The sequence below is a fragment of the Woeseia oceani genome (genome assembly GCF_001677435.1).
Lineage (GTDB): Bacteria > Pseudomonadota > Gammaproteobacteria > Steroidobacterales > Woeseiaceae > Woeseia > Woeseia oceani.
In genome coordinates, this window is sequence record NZ_CP016268.1 from 3,723,090 (window position 1) to 3,739,749 (window position 16,660).

The following is a 16,660-nucleotide window of genomic DNA, read 5'->3' on the forward strand; positions in this document are numbered from 1 at the left end:
TCAGACCGTGCATTGGGGGCGAAAATCCGTCGGATTTCGGTGTTTTCCCGCAAATCAGGGCACCTCGCAGTGATACTTGTCACCAAACTTCGGCACCCGGTCCGGCTTGATTCGGCGGTTAGAGCGAATGACCACCGTACCGCCCAGTTCCGCGCAGGCTCGCTGGTAATCAAAGTATTTCGCGCGGTACTCGCCACGCCGGTACTCGCGCTCTGCTTTTTGCGCCTCGTCAAGGGGCGCGCAGGCGGCGAGAATGAGCAAAATGAACAGGCTTGTCGGCTTCAACGTCTGCACCGTCCAACCGTAGTCCCTTCGGTTCGACCCTGAACCCGGCACAGCGTTCGCTTTCGGTGATAAACGGCCCGCAACAGTTCACGCCCGAAGCCACCAGAGCTCGCTGCCACCAGCCGCCGGTCAGCCCGGTGCAACGACGAATAGCCGCGCCGTGTCGGGCCGGGTACTATCCGAATAAACTATTCCTGCCAGTCGGCTCCGGCCTGCGCATGGAGGAGGAGCTGTTTTGCTGGAAAGTGGATTTTCTTACCTGGCTGTCCTGGTGGCAGTGGCAGGCACGCTGAAATTTGCCGAGCAACGCTGGCCGTCCCGCGTTTTCGAATACTTGCCACCCATCGTGTTGCTGTACCTCTCCGTCATGGTGCTGTCCACGCTCGGTGTCTGGCAAAAAACAGACAGCATTAACAGTGTTTACGCCGGGGTCAAAGACAACCTGCTACCGGCCATGATTTTCCTGATGCTGCTGAAGAGCGACCTGCGGCAAATTCGCCGCTTGGGAGGCCGCATGCTCGGCGGCTTCTTCGCGGCGTCGATCAGTATCGGCTGCGGCTTCGTCGTGTCATTCGCGTTGCTGCGCGACCTGCTGGGCAGCGAGGCCTGGCGTACGCTCGGTGCCCTGAGCGGCAGCTGGATGGGCGGCACTGGCAACATGGTCGCACTGCAGCAGGCTCTCAATGTTGAAGACTCGATGATGGGCTACGCATTGCTCATTGACTCGATTGACTACGCCCTGTGGGTTGCGATTCTGCTGGCGCTGGTGCCGCTGGCGCAGCGTTTTAATCAATGGACCGGGGCCACAACCGAACAACTTGATGCAATTGGTGCCCGGCTGGACAAGGAAGATGCTGCTGATGAAAGCGGCCCGAGCACGACAGCATTGCTGTTCTTGCTGGGGCTGGGTTTGCTGCTGTCTTCCTTGTCGCAATTCATTGCCGAAGTACTGCCGACCACCGCGTTTATCACCACCACAAGCTGGACCGTGATAGTGGTTACCGCCTTCGGCATTGTGGGCGCCTTGACGCCACTGGGCAAAATGGTTGGGTCCGTGCAGCTGTCCTCGCTAATGCTGTACGTGATCGTTGCGCTGGTAGGGTCACGGGCCGATCTCGCCGAACTGGCGCAGGCACCGCTCTATATATTCGCCGGCCTGATTATTCTGCTGGTGCACGGAATAATTATGGTTATCGTTGCCAAGCTATTCCGGCTGGACCTGTTTACTTGCGGCGTCGCATCACTGGCCAATATTGGCGGCGTCGCATCCGCACCCATCCTCGCAGCCGCTTACTCCCGCGTGCTGATTCCCATCGGTGTGCTGATGGCGCTGCTAGGCTATGTGGTAGGCACGGCGGGCGGTTTGATAGTCGCTCGTATACTTGCATTAATTGCCGGATAAAGACGAACCCCATGAAGCCAATCATTGCCACACTCATCCTATCTTCCGTAATGCTAGCCGGCTGCGGCCACGCACCGATCACCAGCACGAGTTTTGATACCGATGTCATTGGTATCGAAGAACAGCATCTGAACGCGGACTTCTGGCTGGCCAAACTGCGACGACCGAACGCTGTTCTGATGGATCAGGCTGCAATCGCTGACTTTAACAAAGCCGCGTTCAGCAACGACCCGACCATGGTGTCGTTGGCCGACTACCCACAGCAACTGGCAGGCAGTACCGTGGCCGGACTCATAACCGCCATCAGCAAACCGTCAAGCTATGATCGCTTCCTCCCTGATGGCCGGGCGCTGAATGCGAGCGACTACGACCACTACCTCGCTGCACTGAATCTCAATGCCATACCCGCCTTGGTGAAACCGGCATTTGGCCTGATAGTTGAGCGCACCGACATGCGCACCTTCCCCACCCGCGACAAAGTCATTTCCGCCGAATCCTCGTTCGATCTCGACCGCTTTCAGGAGCACGCGCTGTTCCCCGGCGAAGCCGTCGCCATCCTGCACACAAGCACCGATGGACAGTGGCTTTTCGTGCAGTCCTACAACTACGCCGCCTGGATAGAAAAGGACCGCGTAGCAAGAGGTGAGCGGCACACGGTTTTCGACTTTGTTGGTGCGGAAAGCTTCTTGCTCGTCACCGGCAGCAAGGTGTACACAAACTACAACCCACACCTGGCCGCCACCTCGGAAGTCCAGCTCGACATGGGCGTGCGTCTGCCGTTGATGACCGGCAGTGACGTCGGTCACAACCTGCACGGACAAAACCCCTACGCCAGTTACATTGTGCGTCTGCCGGTGCGTAACGATGACGGTTCACTGCGGATCGAACCGGCTCTGATTGGCCGCGGCCAGGACGTGCTCCGAGGATACCTGCCTTACACTCACGGCAATGTCCTGCGCCAGGCATTCAAGTTTCTGGGCGAACGCTACGGCTGGGGGCATGATTACAACGGCCGCGATTGCACAGGCTTCGTTTCCGAAATCTACAAATCCTTTGGAATACTCATGCCACGCAATTCCGGTGATCAGGGCCGCAGTATAGCCGGTGACAACATTCGCTTTGATGAGGCAACAACCGCCGCCGGGAAAATGCCCGCGATCAACGCGCTGCGCCCAGGCGCAATGCTCTACCTGCCCGGCCATGTCGCCATGTACATCGGTGACGACCGGGGCCAGCCGTATATCATTCATGATGTCGCCGGCCTCAGCTATTATGACGACAACGGCTCGCTGTATCGCGGCTTGTTGCACGGTGTTTCGGTGACCCCGCTATTGCCGATGCAGCTCTCGGCAGAAACCCGCTATCTCGACCGTATCTACAGTATCAAGACCATCAAGTAACGGAGTAGTCAGTGAAGATTTCCGGTATCACTTACGGTCTGCTGAAGATCCCGCTGAAAACGCCGTTCAAAACTGCGCTCCGCACCGTGCACCACATCGAAGACGCGGTTATCCGCATCGAGACAGACACCGGTCATGTCGGCCACGGCAGCGCACCAGCCACGGCCGTCATCACCGGGGAAACGCACGCCTCGATCGTTGCGGCGATACGCAACGAGATCATGCCCAAAATCATGGGCCAGGATGTCGAAAACCTGAATCAGGTTGTCGACATCATTCAACGTTCGCTCTACAAGAACACCAGCGCCAAAGCCGCCGTGGAAATCGCGTTGTACGATCTGTTCGCGCAACAGCTCGAGCGGCCGCTCTACAAAGTCCTGGGCGGTGGTGAGCCGCAGTTGTCTACCGATATCACAATCAGCGTCGACCACATACGCAAGATGGTCGACGACTCATTGGCGGCCATTGAGCTTGGCTACGAAACACTGAAGATCAAAGTCGGCAAAGACATCAATCTCGATATCGAGCGCATCAAGGCCATACATGCCGCGGTCGATGGCAAGGCAGTGCTGCGACTGGATGCGAATCAGGGCTGGACGCCAAAGAAAACCGTGTCAGCACTGCGCGAACTCGAAGCCAGTGGTGTGGAACTCGAGTTCATCGAACAGCCGGTGAAAGGCGACGACATTGACGGCATGAAGTACGTAACCGAACGGGTCACCACGCCGGTGATGGCTGACGAAAGCACATTCGGCCCCAAGGAAGTGATTGACCTGATAAAAATGCGCGGCGCGGACATCATCAATATTAAATTGATGAAGACCGGTGGCCTGTCGAATGCCATCAAGATTGCCGACATGGCCGCCGTCTATGACATGGAATGCATGATTGGCTGCATGCTCGAAAGCGCGATCAGCGTATCGGCAGCGGCCCACGTTGCGGTCGCCAAGTCGCAAAGCATCACCAAAATCGACCTCGACGGCCCGAGCTGGGCAGCAAGCAACCCGGTGAGAGGCGGCGCCAGTTTCGAGAATTCCGAAATTTCCCTAGGCAACGCACCGGGACTGGGGATCGACGGCATCGACGGTCTGGTCGATCTTTCGTTCTGACGCTCAGTCCCGTTTGGCAAGATCTGCCTGGGCTTTCTGATCGCGAATCAGCAGTTCCCTGCCGCGAGCATTGCGTTCAACCAGGTGATAGAACAGGAGATCAATCACGTGCTGCTGTGACACCGGCTCGAGTATCTGCGGAATATTCGGTTGGCCGTTGTGTGACGCGGAGTAAAGCCGTATGTCAGCCAAGGCATTAAGCGGGTTGCTGTTGTAGGCGGTCAGCGTAACGATCAAGGCGCCTGCTTTGCGGGCCTGTTGTGCCATATGTATCAGGCTCCGCGTCTGGCCAGCGGCACAGATGACAAAGAGAACGTCACCCCTGCCCAGGGTGGCCACGCCGGACAGCTGAATATACGCTTCGGGCTCGGCGGACACCGGGTAACCCAGCACCAGCAGTTTGCTGGCGAAATCTTTGGCAACCAGCGTGGCGGCGCCGACGGCCGCGATCTGGAATCGCTTGCCGGATTCGATCGCCTTTACGGCAGCGAGCAAACACTCATCATCATTGAGGAGCCCCGTACTCGCCAGCACCTCGCATTTGCTGTGCAATACCCGCTGCGGGATGGTCTGTACCGGGTGACTGCCGTGTGCCAGTTCATGCTCTTCCGCCCCACCACTGTCCTGGCGTACCACCGTTTCGTGTATCGCGAGCTTAAGATCGGTAAAGCCCTTGTAGCCGAGCTTCTGGCTGAACTTGACGACGCTGGACTGGCTTACCCCCACTGAGCTGGCCAACTGCTGCGAGGAGTAGTCGCGAATCAACGCTGAGTTTGCGAGGATGAAGTCAGCCAGTTTTTTCTCACTGGTGGACATCTGCTCACGTGCCGCACGCATTTTAAGCAAACAGCTCATCAATACTGGCAGATGATCGCGCCACCCCCGAACAGGACGTTCTTGATCTGAACGCCGAAGCATAATTTGCAGAACCACAGCGCACAAGCGCCGCCCGCGCGATACATGGCCTACAGTGCGAAAGGAATCCTGCGCAACGCGATCTGCCCGTTGCTGATGACCATTACAACATCCTGCAAAGCAGCGACATCCTCCAGGGGATTGCCGGGCAGTAGTATCAAATCGGCTTCGTAGCCCACCGCAATGCGGCCTGTCCGGTCGTCGACTCCCAGCAGTTCCGCCGAGTTGACCGTGGCGGTCTGCAAGGCATCGAAGTTGGTCATGCCCAGGCGCACGAACGCCTCGACTTCAAAAGCGATACGATTGATCGACTCAGCCTGGTAGTAGTTGTCAGCTCCGGTTGCAATGCGCACACCCAGGCGGTAAGCGGTCCGGATCGCCTTTTCAAGGTGCGGCACCATGTGTTTGCCACGCAAACGCAGTACGTAATCGTACTGCTCTTCGTTCATTTCGTTCATCGTGACCCAGGTCGGCACGAACCAGGTGCCACGCTCCTTCATCAGGCGCAACGTTTCCTCGGACAGATAGGTGCCGTGATCGATACTGCGCGCACCCGCCAGCACCGCGGCACGCGCGCCTTCGTCACCGTGCGCGTGCACGAGTACGGACATATCGTGGCGAGCGGCCTCATCGACGACGACCTTAAGTTGATGTTCGGTGTAAACCTGTTGCCGCGGGTCCGTACCGGGCAGCCCTGCACGCTCCGTACCACGGGTCTTGATGACGTCTGCACCGCGGTCTGCATTGATCTGTACCAGCAGGCGCAGTTCTTCATCCGTATTCACGCCGCCGCTCAATGCGACCAGCCGTGGATCGGCCAGCACCGAATCGCCAAGGTTTGGCGTCACGTAGACACCGGCAGCGAGCACATCGGGTCCCGCCACCTTGCCGGCACGAACCAGTTCCCGCAGCGTTACGTCCTGAAATGCGCCAACACTCGCAGAGCGCACCGTGGTTACACCGGAGTCCAATGCACGCTCCGCTGACTCCAGGTTGTCCAGATGTGTATGTACATCGAACAGACCCGGCATCAGGTAGTTACCTTCGCCGTCGATCCGTTCGTAACCAGCCGGCACTTCGATACCGCGGTCCACTTTCTCGATTCGGCCATCGGCAACCAGCACGGTTGCATCACGCAGAATTCGTTTGCTCACCCCATCGAATACATGCACGTTCGTCAGCGCGAAGTTTCCTTGCTCACTGGCCGTTGCCGATCCAAGAGCGAACAGTAAAAGACAGGTTGCAAACAGAATTCTCTGGTGCATGGTATTCCTCGGGGAGATCAGGGTGCGTATGCGCTGATAATGCGGTATCGGGCAACAATTGCAAATCCCCGGCGGATGGTTTCATGCGTTTGCATTTGGCATGCCGCGAGCAGGTTGAATGCGTAGAATCGGCGTTGAAGGAGACGCATGAATACTACCCGACCCGACCCCGGCCCCGTTCGCGACGTATACGCATTGCTGACCGGCGATGAAGACGCGCGTGTTTGCAAGGACATTCCGGATGAATCCTGCCGCGAACAGCCGCGCAACTTTTTTCTGCATGTCATTTCGCTCACCGCAACGTCGACCGGGGACTGGCTCTCGAGCCCGAAACTCGTGCTCGCGTGGCTGCTCACTCACATAGGTGCGCCAGCTTTCATGCTCGCCTTGCTGGTGCCGATTCGCGAGTCATTGTCACTGCTGCCACAGCTGTTTATCGCCAGCGCGATACGCCGGGCAGCCGTACGCAAGTGGTTCTGGGTCGCCGGCAGCATGGTCCAGGGCCTCGCCGTCGCGGCAATGGCGCTGGTCATCACATCACTGCAAGGTGCCGTGGCCGGCTGGTCGGTACTGGGTTTGCTCGCCGTATTCAGCATCGCGCGCGGAGTTTGTTCGGTGGCATCGAAGGATGTACTCGGCAAGACGATCGCCAAGACCCGCCGCGGTACAGTCAGTGGCTACGCAGCCTCGGCAGGCGGCGCGATAGTGCTGGCGGTCGGTATCGCCGGCTTGTTGCCGGGAGCGGGTGAACACGACCTCGGTTTTTACGTGCTCTTGCTAACGGCTGCCGGCGCATTGTGGATACTCGGTGCCGCCGTCTACAGTCTATTGATTGAATACCGGGGTGCAACGGACGGTGGGGGCAACGCCATTACTGAAGCGATCCATCAGCTTTCGCTCATTCGCGATGACGCGGAGCTGCGAAACTTCATCATCGTCCGCACTTTGCTGATTTCGACAGCGCTGGTCTCACCGTTTTACGTCAATCTGATGAGCACTGCGTCCGGTGACACGCTGGCAGGACTCGGCGCGTTGATGATTGCGGCCGGAACCGCCAGCTTTGTCAGCGCCCCGCTCTGGGGAAGAATGGCGGACCGGTCGAGCCGGCGCGTTATGGTCTATGCGGCCGCACTGGCCGCGTGCACCGGCATTGTCACGTTCGGCGTTGCCTCGCTGACCGGCTTGAGTATCGGGCTCTGGTGGTACCCGCTCGCCTATTTCCTGCTCTGCATCGCGCATGCCGGGGTCCGCCTCGGCAGAAAAACCCACCTTGTTGATATCGCCACTGCAGACAACCGGGCAAGCTATGTCGCCGTCAGCAACACGGTGATAGGCATCATGCTGTTGCTCGGCGGCGTGCTGACCGGTGCGATCGCCGGTTTTGGCAGTGCCAGTGCCATCATTGTTCTGGCCATAGTGTCTGCGCTGGCCGCGTGGTCGGCGTCCCGCCTGACCGAAGCCCAGTAGCCACGAGCGTCGCCACAACCGGGCGGCGGCGGCGGATTGCACCGGAAGTGTGCGCTGGCCGACCAATACTGCCCGAAAGAGTGCAATACGGGCGGCGAGCAATTATTTAACTAATTGGTTTTAATTGATATTTTTCATGCCAGCCGGCGAACACGGGCTGGTATGAATCGTGCAATGTCAGAGTGTCATTACCCGCAACCTGACCGATACCCTGCAAATGAATGTTGTACGCCTGCCATCGACGGCACCACGCACCCCCAATAAACGCAGCCGCCCGCCATCTATGCGCGGCATACGTACCTTCTGTGTCGCTGCGCGTCACCTGAGTTTTCGACTCGCGGCGGAGGAACTGTTTGTCTCGGCCTCTGCCGTCAGTCACCAGATCAAGAGTCTGGAACAGGAACTGCAGGTGCCGCTGTTCGAGCGCAATGGTCGAAGCATAAGTCTGACCGTCGCCGGCGAACTGTTGTTTGAGGAAGCCAACCACGCAGTCAGTCGTATAGACGACGCTTTCCAGCAACTGCGTGGAGAGTACCGGCATGCAAGCCTGCGGGTATCTGTGCAGCCGTTTCTCGCCAGTGAATTGTTTGTACCGCGGCTGAACGAATTCACGGCACTGTATCCACACATTGATATTCATATCGAGACCAGTAACGAGGTATCCGAGCGACATCCCGTTACGGCGGACGTATCCATCCGACTGTTCCGCACACCGCCATCGGGACTTGCCGCTGAACGCCTGTTTCCGCTGCGACTGGTGCCCGCGTGTTCTCCGGGATTCCGCGACAGTCTCAACCTCGTCGGCTGGCATCTTGCGAAAGCGGTGCCGATGGTCGTGCACAGTTCGCGACCGAACGCCTGGAAAATGTGGTCCGACAACTCAGGCATTCGCGTCCCACAGACCAGCAATTACATCCGGCTTGACTCAATGACAGCCGTAACCCGCGCCGCCGAACAAGGATTGGGTGCCGCACTGGTGTCTCTGCCCATGGCCCGTAGCTGGTTTGATAGCGGGCGACTCGTGCGTCTCTTTGATTACGAACTGGTGACTCCGGACAACTACTACTTTGTTTGCGAGAAGGATCAGCTGCAACGCCCTGAAGTTATTGCGTTGCGCGATTGGGTAATGCAATCGTTCGCGGTGAACAGATGAAATTTGCTCATGTGTCTCACGCGTTCTATTCGTTTGTCTCATCCCTTGCCGCCGATTAACGTGGAGTCGTCTACAGCAGGAACTGCACGCAACGAAATTCGTGCAGCACCATCAGGGAGAAAGGCGTCAATGAATACGACCAACCACAAGCAGCACATGACACGACTGAGACGAAACGGCCTTGCTTTGATTCTTTCACTGCTGGCCTCTCAATTCGCCGCAGCGAGCGCACCGGAGACCAACTACAAGATGATCGCGCTGGTCGATCAGGCTCAGGGAAAGCTGATTGTTGCTGGCGAATACCGGAAAGCCATCGACAAACTGGCCGCATCCGAATCTCGCAGCACCTCATTCAGTGCGTACAACAACCTGTGCGTAGCGTACATGAAGGAAAAGAAGCTCGAGCAGGCCGAGATGGCATGCAACAAGGCCGTCGCGCTGCGTAGCAGCGTCAACAAGATACTGAATCCTTACCTGGACACCCACACCCGAAACAAGGCCCGCGATAAAGCCATTGCGCTGTCGAACCGCGGCGTACTGCATGTCATCAAGGGCGACAAGCAACTCGCTTTACAGGATTTCGAGGAATCCATGCAGAGTTACGATCGTCTGAGTGACGTCCGCGAAAACCTTGCTTTGCTCACCGTTGAGGCTGTCGCCTCGACCGCTACCGTGCTCAAAACTCGCTGATAAAGAGATCTCCATCCCGCAGCATTGAAACGTTGCATCAGTGAGTAAACCGAACCGGCCCACACCCCCCCCGTGGGCCGGTTTTTTTCTTCTTCGACCTGCAGCTCCGGTAACCCGCCAACGCGCATTTGGCGCCGCAACGGCCTCATCAAGTATGATCCGCTCTTGCATCGCCAGAGCCCGCCCGATGAACAGCGCCGACTACCGCAGCACCCTGCACGACTACGCCATGCCCGCCGAATGGCAGCCGCACCTCGCTACCTGGATATCCTGGCCGCACAACCAGGACAGCTGGCCCGGCAAGTTCGGCCCCGTGGAGCCCGTAATGGTACAGGCTGTCGCCGCACTGGCTGCCAGTGAGCCGGTGTATATCAATGTTCTGGATGCCGCCCACGAAAAGCACGTAGCGGCGTTACTCGAAGGCCACGCCAGTGCCGGGCGGGTCAAGTTCCACCGCTTCCCGACCAACGACGCCTGGTGCCGCGACCACGGCGCACTTTTTGTAACAGGCCGTGCCGCCGGTGCTGAACCGCTGCTCGCTCTGAACTTCGGCTTCAACGCCTGGGGCGGCAAGTACCCGTTCGAACTCGACAACGCTATCCCGCCACAGATGGCGGCAACCCTCGGCGTGCCTTGCGTCACGGTCGACATGGTGCTCGAAGGCGGCTCCATAGACGTGAATGGTGCCGGTACTCTGTTAACGACGGAACAATGCCTGCTGCATCCCAACCGCAATCCGAACATGACCCAGGCCGACATCGAGCAGGCCCTGCAAGATCACCTCGGTGTGCAACAAATACTGTGGCTTGGCGATGGCATCGTCGGCGATGACACCGACGGTCACGTTGACGACCTGACGCGCTTCGTCAGCGCCGATACGGTAGTGACGGTTATTGAGCAGGACCCGACAGACGACAACTACACGGTACTCGGCGAGAATCGCGAGCGATTGGCGAAGATGCAGTTGCACGATGGCCGTCCACTGCAAGTGATCGAACTGCCTATGCCGAAGGCCGTTGAATACAAGGGCGACAGACTGCCAGCCAGTTACGCCAATTTCTACATCGGCAACAGCGTCGTACTCATGCCCTCGTTCAATGATCCGAATGACGCGGTCAATGCCGGCATCCTGTCAAACGCCTTTCCCGATCGGAAAATTATTCCCATCGATTGCACGGATCTGGTGCTCGGCCTTGGTACGTTTCACTGCCTGACCCAGCAGGTACCGGCACCGCCCGGTTAGTGCGCGCGGCACTGCATCGCTTGCGGTGCGTGTTCGCATTCCTTACGCTACAGCACTTCCGACCCGTCGCCGACCGGCACGGCTCTTCTCCCCCTGCACGAGGTATTTCCCGTGACTGCCATTCGCGACTTTGTCCACCACCACTACCGCCATTTCAATGCGGCGGCCCTGATCGACGCCGCTGACGGCTACGTCAGGCATCTCGACAACGGTGGCGCCATGTTCATGACCCTGGCCGGCGCGATGAGCACGGCTGAGCTCGGGCTGTCACTGGCGGAGATGATTCGGCAGGACAAAGTGCAAGGCATATGCTGCACTGGCGCCAACCTTGAAGAAGATGTTTTCAACCTGGTCGCACACGACCACTACGTGCGGGTACCGCACTACCGGCACCTGACGGCGCACGATGAAGAAGAACTGCTGGCCCGGCACCTGAACCGCGTCACCGACACCTGCATCCCCGAAGAAGAAGCCATTCGTCGCATCGAAGACGTGATTCTTGAAGAGTGGATGGACGCCGACAAGAACGGTCAACAGTACTTTCCGCACGAGTTTCTTTACCGCATTCTTCTGTCCGGCAAACTGGAAAAGCACTACCAGATAGATCCCAAAGACAGTTGGTTGCTGGCTGCGGCCGAACGCAATCTGCCGATTATCGTTCCAGGCTGGGAAGACTCAACGCTCGGCAACATATTTGCATCGCATTGCATCACTGGCGAAATCAGCAATGTGCATACGGTACGTACCGGCATCGAATACATGATGATGATGGCGGACTGGTACAAAGAAATCTGCAAGACATCCTCGGTTGGATTCTTCCAGATCGGCGGCGGTATTGCTGGCGATTTCCCTATTTGCGTAGTACCGATGCTCGAGCAGGACCTGCAAATGAAAGACATTCCGCGCTGGGGCTACTTTTGCCAGATCAGCGACTCGACCACGAGTTACGGTTCTTACTCCGGCGCCGTGCCAAACGAGAAAATCACCTGGGGCAAGCTCTCGGCCGATACGCCGAACTACATTATTGAGTCGGACGCCACCATTGTGGCACCACTCATCTTTGCCTGCGTACTGGGCCAATAGGCGGTCATTCGATGAGTCACGACCAGCAAGACGTGCAGGCAAGCGACAGTAGTGCAGACTGGCAGGCGGACGATGCGGCCGAACTGTATCGGCTTGAATCGTGGAGCGACGGCTTCTTTGTGGTCGATGACAGCGGCCAGGTTGCCGTGCAGCCACTGGACGACAGCGACCTGCGCTTCATGATCATGGATGTCGTCGACGAGGCGATCAAACAAGGCATGACCCTGCCCATTCTGCTGCGCTTTCAGGACGTCTTGCGTGCAAGAGTGCAACGTATCAATCACGCGTTTCGCGACGCGATCGAAGAAAACGAGTATCAGGGCAGCTATCGCGGTGTCTACCCGATCAAGGTCAATCAACTGCAGGAAGTCGTCGATGAAGTATTCGATGCCGGCCAACCGTTCAACCTCGGACTGGAGTGCGGTTCCAAATCCGAACTGATTGCCGCCCTGCCGTACCTCAAGGACGACAATACATTACTGATTTGCAACGGCGTCAAAGACCGCACGATGCTGTCGTTGATCCTCTCTGCCCAGCGGCTTGGCAAGAACGTCATCCCGGTAATGGAAAAGTTCGCCGAGTTCGAAGAACTCATGGAACTGGCCGAAGCAGCCGATACAGCAACGCAATTCGGTGTACGCATCCGTTTGCGCACCTCGGGCTCCGGCAAATGGGCTGACTCCGGTGGCTACCGCTCGAAGTTTGGCATCTCTCTACCTGAACTGATCGAAATAGTTGAGCAACTCAAAAAGCTCGGCCGCAGCGACGCATTCGTGCTGCTGCATTTTCATCTTGGCAGCCAGATCACCAATGTTCAGATACTGAAGCAAGCAGCGAAAGAGATCAGCCAGATCTACGCCGAACTCGTCAATCGCGGCTTGCCGGTGCGCTATCTGGATGTCGGCGGCGGCTTAGGCGTGGACTACTCCGTTGACAACGAAGAAGGCGCGATTCATTACAGCCTGCAGGAATACGCCAATGCGATCGTCACGAGTGTCGCAGAAGTCTGTGATCAGCGGGACGTGCCTCACCCGATACTGGTATCCGAGAGTGGCCGCGCCATCACCGCGCATCACTCGGTGCTTGTCGTTGAGACACTGGGTGCGTATACCAAAGACCGGATCGCCGACAATTTCTCGCCCGCCAACGATGCCGATGACACCGTAAAGCGCCTGGCAGCATTGCACGAAGAACTGCGTAACGCGAAACCGGGTGAATGGCTTGCCAGCGAGTTGCTGGAGGCCTATCACACGATTGATGCGACACACCGCGATGCTGCGACGATGTTCCGGCTCGGTTTTCTGGCGCTCGAGCAGGACGCTCTGGTCGAGAGACTGTACTGGAGCATCTGCTCCTTACTGTTGCAGCATCTGCGCTATGCCGCGCCAGATCCGCGCCCACCGGAGTTCATCGAACTCGAAGAAAAACTGGTCGATCAGTATTTGTGCGACTTCTCGGTATTCCAGTCGGTACTCGATCACTGGGCAATCGGTCAGGCCTTCCCGATCATGCCGTTGCAACGCCTCGCGGAGAAACCAACGCGCCGCGCACTGCTGGTCGATCTGACCTGTGATTCTGATGGCAAGGTGTCCGAGTACGTATCGTCCAATGAAGACAAATCCTTTCTGGAACTGCACTCGTTGAAACCCGGCGAGCCCTACTATCTCGGCTTTTTCCTGATGGGCGCTTATCAGGACATTATGGGCGATGCTCACAACCTGTTCGGCCGCGTTGGAGAAGTGCACGTGTATGCCGATCAGGAAGAAGAGGGCAATTTCTGGATCGAGAAGACCATCCCGGGCATCAAGATTCAGGACATGCTGGCACAGGTACAGTATTTCCCCAATGACTTGCAACGGCGAATGAACGAACTGATCAAGGCCAAAATTGAAGCCGGCGAGATCCGACCAAAACGTGGCATGCAGATACTCGAGCAGTATCTCGCCTGCTTTCAACAAGAGACTTACTACGATACCCGTCGAACGAACGAGGTGACGAAGTCATGAGCGGCACGCAATCCCGCAAACTGAAACTCGGCATCGTGCAAATGTCGATGAGCGACGACGTTGACGATAATACCAACCGGGCACTGGCCCTTACCCGCAAAGCAGCAACGGACGGCGCTGACGTCATATGTTTGCCCGAGCTTTTTCGCTCGCGTTATTTCTGCCAGACAGAGGACGCTGATTTTTTCGGATTGGCTCACGAGATACCGGGGCCGGTCACCGATTCGTTTGCGGACATCGCCCGCGAATTCGACGTAACAATCATCGCCAGCCTGTTCGAAAAGCGCGCAACCGGCCTGTACCACAATACAACCGCGGTCCTGGATCGTGATCGTGGTTACGTGGGCAAGTACCGAAAAATGCATATTCCGGATGACCCGCGTTACTACGAGAAATTTTATTTCACCCCAGGCGATCTGGGCTTCAAGACATTTGCGTCGGCCAAAGCCGAACTGGGTGTTTTGATTTGCTGGGATCAATGGTATCCGGAGGCCGCGCGCTTAACGGCTTTGAAAGGCGCCGAGATTCTCTTCTATCCCACCGCTATCGGCTGGCACCCTGAAGAAAAGGGAGAGGTCGGCAAGGAGCAACATGAAGCGTGGGAAACCATTCAGCGATCACACGCCATAGCAAATGGCTGTTTCGTCGTTGCAGTCAATCGATTCGGCTTCGAACCCGATCCGGCGAGTGACGGCGGTATCGAGTTCTGGGGTCAGAGTTTCATCGTTGCACCGGATGGCCGCATCATTGCGCGCGCTCCGGTCGATAAAGAACTTGTTCTCATTACCGAGATAGATCTCGACGAAATGGCGGTCACACGTCACGGCTGGCCGTTTCTGCGCGACCGACGCATCGATGCTTACGAGCCGATTACGAAACGCTTTCTCGACAACGAATAAATCGGGCCGCGAGTACGCCACCAAGCCAACTCTCTCTTATGCGGTTTAGTTCTAAGTAATCGCCAATTGCGCACGCCCCCAGCCGGCCGCACAATGGCTGCATGAACGCCTCGCGTGCAGGATTGAGTCGGCGGGATTTCCTGTCCGGCATAGGCCGTACTGTCGGTGGTTCCGCGATGCTGCGGGTTATGGCAGCCATGGGCATCAGCGGCATGGCCGGCTGTGGTTCATCATCGGCATCGAGCGCCGCAACCCCCTCCACGCCACCCGCCACCCCGGGCAGCGGCATTCGCGGTCCGCGTCCCGGAGACTGGCCGCCGAATATCGGGGTTGGTACGTCGGTTGTGATACTGGGTGCCGGCATCGCCGGCATGACCACCGCGCTGGAGATGACGCGGCTCGGTTACAGCTGCACGATACTCGAAGGAACCGCACGTGCCGGGGGGCGCAACCGCACAATACGTGGCGGTGACCTCGCGGTAGAAACCGACTCCACCCAGCAATGCCAGTTTGATGTTGCGCCGGAGTTGTACTTCAACGCGGGGCCCGCGCGCATTCCTCACCACCACGAGTTCCTGCTGGGGTACTGCCGCGAGTTTGGCGTGGCGCTCGAACCGTTCATCAATGACAACCGCGCAGCGCTTCTGCACTCTCCCGCTGCATTCAATGGTCAGCCACAAGTCGCCCGTCGGGTGATCACCGATTCGCGCGGACACATTGCCGAGTTGCTGGCGACCGCCATCAACCAAAATGCACTGGACCAGCAACTGTCGACAACGGACCGGGCCAATGTGCTGGCCATGTTGCGTGAGTTCGGCGACCTGTCAGCGGGCGACACCTACAATGGCAGCAGCAGGGCCGGCTTTCCGGGCCAGGAGAACACAGGCAGCCGGGACCGTGGCCAGCTACTCGCGCCATTGCCATTGCAGGACCTAGTGCAAGACACCTTCTGGCAATTGCGAACCAGCTTTCCCGATGGGCTTGAGCAACAGGCGAGCCTGTTGCAGCCGGTTGGCGGTATGGACCGTATCGCGCTGGCCTTCGAAGCGCAGGTACAACAAAGTATCGTCTACCAGGCCACGGTTGATCAGATACGCAAGACTGCGAACGGTGCACGTGTTGTGTATCGCGATGCAGGTGGCAGCAGTCGAACGCTGGAATCGGACTATTGCGTTTGCACCATCCCGGCGACGGTATTGCGCGACATTCCGCACGACTTTTCGGCGGCTCACAGCTCTGCGATCAGCAACTTCGTCTACACGCCAGCGGCAAAACTCGCGTTCCAGTCGCGCCGCTTTTGGGAGCAGGACCACAATATTTACGGTGGCATTTCGTGGACCACGCAGGACATTACCCAGCTCTGGTACCCGAATAACAATATGGGCTCCGAGAGCGGCGTACTGATCGGCGCTTACATGTTCGGCGGCGCCGCCGGCAGTCAGTTCAGCGCACTGACGCCGCAGCAACGGATCGATACCGTGCTGGCCCAGGGCAGCGCCGTGCATCCGGAGCTGGCTGGCGAAGCGGCACGCGGCATCAGCGTCGCCTGGAACAAGGTACCGTTTCAACGCGGTGCGTGGGGCATATCGAACCCCGGTGTACTGCTGAACGGGGACGACAGGCTGTTTCTGGCGGGCGAGCACCTGAGCATGCTGCAAGGCTGGCAGGAAGGTGCCATTCTTTCGGCGTACAACGCGATCGACGGCATCGTCAGTCGCGATACTGCATGAGCCGAACTGCGCG

14 protein-coding genes are annotated in these 16,660 nt (G+C 58.0%); 11 read left to right on the plus strand and 3 right to left on the minus strand.

Annotated elements, in window-relative coordinates:
- Positions 1-54: 54 nt before the first annotated feature.
- A complete protein-coding gene (locus BA177_RS16755; RefSeq protein ID WP_156762881.1) occupies positions 55-285 on the minus strand; it encodes a hypothetical protein in 231 nt (76 codons plus the stop codon).
- A 235-nt stretch (positions 286-520) separates the two neighbouring features.
- Here BA177_RS16755 and BA177_RS16760 point away from each other — a divergent pair, with 235 nt between their 5' ends.
- From BA177_RS16760 to BA177_RS16770, 3 genes are read left to right on the plus strand one after another with little or no spacing between them, the layout of a single operon-like run.
- A complete protein-coding gene (locus BA177_RS16760) occupies positions 521-1,687 on the plus strand; it encodes a DUF819 family protein (protein ID WP_068618110.1) in 1,167 nt (388 codons plus the stop codon).
- An 11-nt stretch (positions 1,688-1,698) separates the two neighbouring features.
- Positions 1,699-3,087 (plus strand): C40 family peptidase, encoded by a 1,389-nt coding sequence (locus tag BA177_RS16765; protein WP_068618111.1) that lies wholly within the window; start codon positions 1,699-1,701, stop codon positions 3,085-3,087.
- 11 nt (positions 3,088-3,098) lie between these two features.
- Complete coding sequence (locus BA177_RS16770; RefSeq protein WP_068618113.1) at positions 3,099-4,196, plus strand: dipeptide epimerase; 1,098 nt, start codon at positions 3,099-3,101, stop codon at positions 4,194-4,196.
- A gap of 3 nt (positions 4,197-4,199) precedes the next feature.
- Here the strand turns inward: BA177_RS16770 and BA177_RS16775 are convergent, their stop codons facing one another.
- Positions 4,200-5,051 (minus strand): MurR/RpiR family transcriptional regulator, encoded by an 852-nt coding sequence (locus BA177_RS16775; protein ID WP_068618115.1) that lies wholly within the window; start codon positions 5,049-5,051, stop codon positions 4,200-4,202.
- Positions 5,052-5,161: 110 nt separating this feature from the next.
- Positions 5,162-6,376 carry an amidohydrolase family protein gene (locus BA177_RS16780; protein ID WP_068618117.1) on the minus strand — a complete coding sequence of 405 codons (1,215 nt, stop codon included), beginning with the start codon at positions 6,374-6,376 and terminating at the stop codon, positions 5,162-5,164.
- A 147-nt stretch (positions 6,377-6,523) separates the two neighbouring features.
- On the opposite strand from BA177_RS16780, the gene BA177_RS16785 reads away from it, so the two are divergent.
- The 8 genes from BA177_RS16785 (at position 6,524) to BA177_RS16820 (ending at position 16,647) form a co-directional block, all read left to right on the plus strand.
- Entirely contained in the window at positions 6,524-7,843 is a 1,320-nt protein-coding gene (locus BA177_RS16785) for an MFS transporter (protein WP_068618119.1), read from the plus strand.
- Between the two features lie 169 nt (positions 7,844-8,012).
- Positions 8,013-8,996: a LysR substrate-binding domain-containing protein gene (locus tag BA177_RS16790; RefSeq protein ID WP_082990212.1), complete on the plus strand. Its 984-nt coding sequence runs from the start codon at positions 8,013-8,015 to the stop codon at positions 8,994-8,996.
- Between the two features lie 129 nt (positions 8,997-9,125).
- The gene (locus BA177_RS16795) at positions 9,126-9,686 is read left to right on the plus strand and encodes a hypothetical protein (RefSeq protein WP_068618122.1); all 561 of its coding nucleotides are present in this window, start codon (positions 9,126-9,128) and stop codon (positions 9,684-9,686) included.
- A gap of 187 nt (positions 9,687-9,873) precedes the next feature.
- Positions 9,874-10,929, plus strand: coding sequence for an agmatine deiminase family protein (locus BA177_RS16800; protein ID WP_068618124.1), 1,056 nt, complete (start codon positions 9,874-9,876; stop codon positions 10,927-10,929).
- A gap of 111 nt (positions 10,930-11,040) precedes the next feature.
- Entirely contained in the window at positions 11,041-12,012 is a 972-nt protein-coding gene (locus BA177_RS16805) for a deoxyhypusine synthase family protein (RefSeq protein ID WP_068618126.1), read from the plus strand.
- Between the two features lie 11 nt (positions 12,013-12,023).
- Entirely contained in the window at positions 12,024-14,018 is a 1,995-nt protein-coding gene (gene speA, locus BA177_RS16810) for a biosynthetic arginine decarboxylase (protein ID WP_068618128.1), read from the plus strand.
- Positions 14,015-14,917 (plus strand): carbon-nitrogen hydrolase, encoded by a 903-nt coding sequence (locus BA177_RS16815; protein WP_068618130.1) that lies wholly within the window; start codon positions 14,015-14,017, stop codon positions 14,915-14,917. Before speA ends, BA177_RS16815 begins: the two co-directional genes overlap by 4 nt.
- 101 nt (positions 14,918-15,018) lie before the next feature.
- Positions 15,019-16,647: a flavin monoamine oxidase family protein gene (locus BA177_RS16820; protein WP_068618132.1), complete on the plus strand. Its 1,629-nt coding sequence runs from the start codon at positions 15,019-15,021 to the stop codon at positions 16,645-16,647.
- The last annotated feature ends 13 nt before the right edge of the window (positions 16,648-16,660 follow it).